General features: G+C 60.2%; 7 protein-coding genes and 1 pseudogene. 4 read left to right on the top strand and 4 right to left on the bottom strand.

Annotated features, from left to right (window positions below; all coding sequences use genetic code 11):
* From PHD22_RS15915 to PHD22_RS15905, 3 genes and pseudogenes are all read left to right on the top strand, one after another.
* A pseudogene (locus PHD22_RS15915) lies at positions 1 to 247 on the top strand (hypothetical protein); the annotation flags it as partial.
* A complete protein-coding gene (locus PHD22_RS15910) occupies positions 244 to 2475 on the top strand; it encodes an EAL domain-containing protein (protein WP_299869090.1) in 2232 nt (743 codons plus the stop codon). The pseudogene PHD22_RS15915 and the gene PHD22_RS15910, both read left to right, overlap by 4 nt.
* A gap of 88 nt (positions 2476 to 2563) precedes the next feature.
* Positions 2564 to 2983, top strand: coding sequence for a DUF1178 family protein (locus PHD22_RS15905; RefSeq protein ID WP_299869087.1), 420 nt, complete (start codon positions 2564 to 2566; stop codon positions 2981 to 2983).
* Between the two features lie 347 nt (positions 2984 to 3330).
* Here PHD22_RS15905 and erpA read toward each other — a convergent pair whose 3' ends face one another.
* The 4 genes from erpA to rplM all read right to left on the bottom strand — a co-directional run bounded on the left by erpA (position 3331) and on the right by rplM (position 5771).
* A complete protein-coding gene (erpA, locus tag PHD22_RS15900; RefSeq protein ID WP_299869084.1) occupies positions 3331 to 3681 on the bottom strand; it encodes an iron-sulfur cluster insertion protein ErpA in 351 nt (116 codons plus the stop codon).
* A 99-nt stretch (positions 3682 to 3780) separates the two neighbouring features.
* A complete protein-coding gene (argC, locus tag PHD22_RS15895) occupies positions 3781 to 4809 on the bottom strand; it encodes an N-acetyl-gamma-glutamyl-phosphate reductase (protein WP_299869081.1) in 1029 nt (342 codons plus the stop codon).
* Positions 4810 to 4937: 128 nt separating this feature from the next.
* Positions 4938 to 5330 carry a 30S ribosomal protein S9 gene (rpsI, locus tag PHD22_RS15890; RefSeq protein ID WP_299869078.1) on the bottom strand — a complete coding sequence of 131 codons (393 nt, stop codon included), beginning with the start codon at positions 5328 to 5330 and terminating at the stop codon, positions 4938 to 4940.
* A 12-nt stretch (positions 5331 to 5342) separates the two neighbouring features.
* Positions 5343 to 5771 carry a 50S ribosomal protein L13 gene (gene rplM, locus PHD22_RS15885; protein WP_299869075.1) on the bottom strand — a complete coding sequence of 143 codons (429 nt, stop codon included), beginning with the start codon at positions 5769 to 5771 and terminating at the stop codon, positions 5343 to 5345.
* A 498-nt stretch (positions 5772 to 6269) separates the two neighbouring features.
* Between rplM and PHD22_RS15880 the strand changes: the two genes are divergently transcribed.
* The coding region (locus tag PHD22_RS15880; protein WP_299869072.1) for an OsmC family protein at positions 6270 to 6563 on the top strand (294 nt) is incomplete at its 3' end.

The raw sequence follows: 6563 nt of genomic DNA, 5'->3' as shown, positions 1-6563 counted from the left end.
GGGCCTGGAGGCAGTCCATGGCCCATTACGGGGAGCAGACATGCTGCTCTTCTACTGTGCAGGCCGTCACCTTCACCTGGGCGAAGCGGCCCGTGCCGAGTTGCACCAGTTGTGCGAGCGCAGCGCTGTACGCAGCATCATCGGTGCGATATCACTGGGCGAGATCGGCTGTGCCGTGGAGCGGGAATACCCCCTGTTTCACAATGCCACCCTGGTCGCCACGCTGTGGGAGCATGGCACATCGTGAATCGGGAACATATCCTGGCCATCCTCTACGACCTGACCATGGTGATCGGTAGCGAGACCAAGACCCGGCCCCTGCTCACCAAAACGCTTCAGCGCCTCCTTTATCACACCTCTTTCCCGACTGGAGTCGTTCTGCTGACAGCCCAGGACTCCGGATCTGCGCCCTCTTACCAGATCATCACTGCAGTGGGAGATTTTGGCCTTGCGGAGCAGATCGGGCAGTCCATCACCCTCCCCCCGAACCTCACCCAGGGCGAAGCAGAACTCCTGGCCGACTCGGATCTGCCAGCCGCTCTTCCCTGTGCCCGCCGCACCCACCGTGCCTGCCTCCGCCTGCCCCTACCCGGTCACGGGGTCATCCTGCTGCTGGCTGAACGCGCACCCCACTCCGAACTGCCCCTCACCCGCATCTTTCAGCCCGTTCTCGCCAACCTGAGCCGCGCCATCGTCCTGTGCCGCAACAGTGAATCCTACATAAACCTCCTGGCCAGTGAGCGGGATCAGGCACGAATCGCCCTGGGTGAGAGCGAGGAGCGCTTCCTGCGCCTGGGCCAGGCGGCCCCAGACGCCATCGTGATGCTTGATGAGGAAGGCCGGGTGACGTACTGGAACCCAGCGGCAGAGCGCCTGTTCGGGTTCACCACAGCGGAGATCCACGGCCAGGATGCTCACAGCCTTATCATGCCGGCCCACTACCTGCAGCGCTTCCAGCAGGGCTTTTCCCATTTTCGAAGAACAGGCCACGGCCCGATCATCGGCCAGGCAGTGGAAATGCAGGGACGGCGCAAGGACGGCAGCGAATTCCCCCTGGAGTTGTCCATCTCCTCACTCCAGTACCACGGGCGCTGGCACGCGATTGGGATTCTCAGGGACGTCACCGCACGGAAGGAAGCGGAGCAACAGATCGAGCACCTGGCCTTTTATGACGGCCTCACCACCTTGCCCAACCGTCGCCTTCTCCTTGACCGCCTGCGCCTGGCGCGCGCTGAATGCCTCCAGGATGGCAGCCATGGGGCGCTGGTATTCATCGACCTGGACAATTTCAAGCTCCTGAACGATACCAGCGGCCACGAAGCTGGCAACCAGCTTCTGCGGGAGGTCGCGCAGCGCCTGCTCAAGTGCGCCGGGGAAACGAACAGCGTCGCACGCCCGGGCGCCGACGAGTTCGTGGTGCTGCTGCGCAACCTCTCCAGCCACGAGCCCGACGCAGCCACCCAGGCCAAGATCCTGGGCGAAACCATCATGGAGCGCCTCAACCAACCCTACTTGCTCGACGGACGCTCCCACCACAGCACCCCGAGCGTAGGCATCACCCTGTTTGGCCAGGGCGTAGAAACAGAGGAAGAGCTTCTGAAGCAGGCCGATATTGCGATGTACCAGGCCAAGGCAGCAGGACGTAACACCCTGCGCTTTTTTGATCCGGACATGCAGGCGGCTCTGGCCGCCCGGGCCGACCTGGAAAACGCCCTCCGCGCAGCACTGGAGAAGAACGAGCTGATCCTCCACTACCAGGCCCAGGTCGGGGTGGACGAACGGATTTCCGGCGCCGAGGCCCTGATCCGCTGGCTGCGTCCGGGACATGGACTGATCTCACCGAACCAGTTTATTCCTCTCGCCGAGGAAACCGGGCTGATACTGCCTCTCGGAATCTGGGTTCTCCGCGCAGCCTGCCAGCAGCTCCAACGCTGGAGCACCGACGCCCGTACCCAGGAACTCTGCTTGGCCATCAACGTGAGTGCCCGGCAATTCCGCCATCCCAACTTTGTCAGCCAGGTACAGTTTGCCCTGGCCTCCAGCGGCGCCCCTGCCAGCCGTCTGAAACTGGAGCTGACCGAAAGCCTGGTGCTCGACGATGTGGACGACACAATCCGGAAAATGCGGGCCCTGCGCACCGTAGGCGTCCATTTCTCGATGGACGATTTCGGCACCGGCTACTCTTCCCTGGCATACCTGACCCGTCTGCCACTGGATCAGCTCAAGATTGACCAATCCTTCGTGCGCAAACTCCCTGGCAGCCCCGGGGACGCCGCTGTCGTTCAGACCATCATCTCCCTGACCCACGGCCTCAACCTGAGGGTCATCGCCGAAGGTGTCGAAACGGAAGCCCAGCGGCGCTTTCTCGAGCGCTGTGGCTGTAACCACTGGCAAGGCTACCTTTTCAGTACGCCGGAACCGCTGGCTGAGTTCGAAAAGCGTCTGGGGATCATTCCCCAGGAAACGCTACAATGAAAAATGCCCTACCAGCATCTGTTTGCACCACGTCCCGTGGCATCCGCAGCAACTGCGCACAGAACACATCCAACGGAGCTTGACCGAAGTGATCGTCATCGATCTCAACTGCGACCACGAACACCTCTTTGAAGCCTGGTTTGCTTCAAGCGACGCCTTTGAACAGCAAAAGGCCCGCGGCCTCGTCAGTTGCCCCCACTGCGGCAGCCTCCAGATCCGGCGACTGCCATCCGCCCCTTACGTCAAGACCTCCTCCCACTCTGCTTCACCCCTGCCTCCGCCCAGCCCCCAGGCCATTACTGCCCGGCTCGTGGACGCGCTCCGCGCCGCCGCCAGCAAGTCGGAAGATGTGGGTGAGCGCTTCAGCGAAGAGGCGCGCCGTATTTATTATGGAGAAGCGGAGGAACGGGCAATCAGGGGCAAAGCCCATCCCTCGGAGATGCGGGAACTGATCGAAGAGGGCATTCCCGTTCTCCCCGTTCCCACCGACAAAGACGACCTGCACTGATTTCCGGAGAGGGATTTCAAGCTCCCTCGACCTGCTCCTCTACACACGACACCCCCTCGGGCAGGAAAATCCGGTCAGGCCAGCACCCATCCAGCAGGAAATGGGCCCATGCTGCGCCGAGATGGCTGACAAGCCACCCCCTGAAGACACATCCCGAGCTCTTCCACATCTGGCCAAACCCTTCCGGTACACCACACCTGTGGCAAACCCATGGTGTGAGCAAGGCATGACAGGACGACGACGGCAAGGTTAAGGGTACGTGGCATCCCCGTAAAAAAACCGCCCGGATGTGCGGGCGGTTTTCATGGGGCTACGTCGTCTGCCGGTACGAACCGGCCTCTGCACTCTCAGACCGAGAACGAAGAGCCGCAGCCGCAGGTGCTGGTGGCGTTGGGATTACGGATCACGAACTGGGAGCCTTCGAGGCCTTCGGTGTAATCAATCTCGGCGCCAACCAGATACTGGTAACTCATCGGATCGATCAGCAGCTGGACACCATCCTTTTCCATCACAGTGTCATCTTCGTTGCAGATTTCGTCAAAGGTGAAACCGTACTGGAAACCTGAACAGCCACCGCCGTTCACGAAGACCCGCAGCTTGAGGTCAGGGTTGCCCTCCTCAATGATCAGTTCCTTGACCTTGCCAGCAGCACTGTCAGTAAAAACGAGCGGCGCAGGCATTTCCGTGGTGGCATTCATAAAACAACTCCTTGGAGAATATCTTGAAATTATGGTCAGCCCCCACGCGGGGGTCAAGGTACTAGACTTAAATAGTCGACAAATTTAGTCGAATTTAGTTCAGGGCATCACTGGAATCTGACCAAGACCCGTGGTTTCCTCCAGCCCGAACAGGATGTTCATGTTCTGCACAGCCTGGCCGGCAGCACCCTTGACCAGATTGTCGATCACCGACAACACCACGACCACATCTCCTCCCTGGGGACGATGGACCGCGATCCGGCACATGTTGGCCGACCGGACGGAGCGGGTCGAGGGGTGGGATCCCCTGGGCATGACGTCCACAAAAGCCTCGCCGGCAAAGCGCTCCTCGAACAGGGCCTGCAGGTCCACGTCCTTCTTGATCCGCCCGTACAGGGTCGCGTGAATGCCGCGGATCATCGGCGTCAGATGAGGCACAAAGGTCAGGCCCACAGGCGCCTTTGCATAGCGGGACAGGCCCTGACGGATCTCTGGCAGGTGGCGATGGCCAGCTACTCCGTAGGCTTGAAAGTTATCGGCGGACTCGGAGAACAGGATATGGGTTTCTGCCTTGCGACCTGCACCGGACACACCTGACTTGGCATCCGCAACCAGGCTGTCCAGTTCGATCACACCCGCCTCCACCAAGGGCAGGAAGCCCAGTTGGACGGCTGTCGGGTAGCACCCCGGATTAGCCACGACACGAGCCGACCTGACCGCCTCCCGGTTGACCTCAGGCAAACCATAGACCGCCTCGGCGACCAGATCGGGACAGGCATGGGTCATGCCGTACCACTTTTCCCACTCGGCAATGTCCGTGATGCGGAAATCGGCAGCCAGATCGATCACCTTGACCCCCGCCTCCACCAAGGCACGCGCCTGCTGCATCGCGATGCCGTTGGGGGTGGCAAAGAACACCACGTCACAGGCCGACAGATCCGCCGCCTGAGGGTCGACAAAGCGCAGATCAACCCGACGACGCAGGCTCGGGAACATGTCTGCAACCGGCATGCCCGCCTCACCACGAGAGGTGATCGCCTTGAGCTCTACGCCCGGATGCTGCGCCAGGAAACGCAGCAGTTCCACACCGGTATAACCCGTCCCACCAACCACACCAACCTTGATCATGCTTTTCCCCTACAGGATATGTTCACGCCCCCCGAGCACACCAGCACCCCGGGGCAAGCTGCAAAGATACCAGCCCAGGATGACAAAAAGCCGCCCTGAGGCGGCTTTTTGCGACAGCTCGAAGCGAATTAACGCTTGGAGAACTGCTTGCGGCGACGGGCCTTGCGGAAGCCGACCTTCTTACGCTCGACTTCACGGGCATCACGAGTCACCAGACCCGCCTTCTTGAGGGGAGACTTGAGCTCGGCATCGTAATCGATCAGGGCGCGGGTGATGCCATGACGAATGGCACCGGCCTGTCCGGATTCGCCACCGCCGGTCACATTGACCAGAATGTCGAAGGTGTCCACGAAGCTGGTCAGCACGAGGGGCTGACGAACGATCATGCGACCGGTTTCACGGGAGAAGAACTGATCAACCGGCTTGCCGTTCACGACGATGTTGCCGGAGCCCTTCTTGATGAAGACGCGGGCAACAGCCGACTTGCGACGACCGGTACCGTAGTTGTAAGTCACAGCCATTATCGGCTCCTGTTAAATCGCGAGTACTTGGGGCTGCTGGGCGGCGTGCGGATGCTCGGCGCCAGCGTAGCACTTCAGCTTCTTGAGCATGGCGTAGCCAAGGGGGCCCTTGGGCAGCATGCCCTTGACAGCCTTCTCGAGCACGCGAGCAGGGAAGCGCTGCTGCAGCTTGGTGAAATTGGTTTCGTAGATACCGCCCGGGTAACCGGTATGACGGTAGTACTTCTTGTCCTGAGCTTTGTTGCCGGTAACACGCAGCTTGTCGACGTTCACGACGACGATGTAATCACCGGTATCGACGTGCGGGGTGTAGATGGCCTTGTGTTTGCCGCGCAAGCGACGCGCAACTTCGGAAGCAAGCCGACCAAGGACCAAGTCCGTCGCATCGACGACAAACCAGTCGCGCTTGACCTCATGCGGCTTGGCAGAAAACGTTTTCATGAAGATCCCTCTGACTTTTCCCGACACCGGGAACGACCATAATTCGGAAAGCCGCAGATTCTACAGCGCGAACTTTGTGCGTGTCAAACCCTGTCGACAGATAAAAAAAAGCGCAGATCGGTTGGATCTGCGCTAAATCCACACCAAAGGAGGAGGGTGGAGGAGACACTCTTCAGCCACTTCAGACAACAAAAGCAACTGGACTGAGTGAATTATCACCACCCCGACCACCCCACGCAAGTTTTTTTTGTGCATTGCCGCACAAAACTTTTGATCAACCCATAGATGTAATCTATCCCAAAAATCACACTCTAATCCACTGAAACATATGGATATTGAAAGAAATCCCGGCCCCCTCACCAAAAGCGGATGCCCCTTTCTAAAAAAGGGTTTTGTTGCGCCGCAGCACATGCTTGCGCCGCAAGGGATGGGCGGGACGGCTACAATCTGCAGCCCAGGGCGCGCGGAATGCCGCCCCCACCCACCGGAGGACAGAAGATGGAATGTGTAGTGAAATGGGTTGACGGCATGACCTTCATGGCCGAGACCGGATCGGGCCACACGGTGACCATGGATGGTGCGCCCGAAGCGGGCGGACGCAACCTGGCCGCACGCCCGATGGAACTGATGCTCGCCGGCGCCGGCGGCTGCACCGCTTTTGACGTGGTCCTCATCCTCAAGCGCAGTCGCCAGGATGTGACCGACTGCGCCGTCAGCCTGAAGGCAGAGCGCGCCGAAACCGAACCCAAGGTATTCACCCGCATTGCATTCCACTATACGGTCAGTGGACGC

Origin of the sequence: Zoogloea sp., from assembly GCF_028693495.1 — a bacterium.
Classification (GTDB): Bacteria; Pseudomonadota; Gammaproteobacteria; order Burkholderiales; family Rhodocyclaceae; genus Zoogloea.
This window is presented reverse-complemented; position numbering and strand designations above follow the sequence as displayed.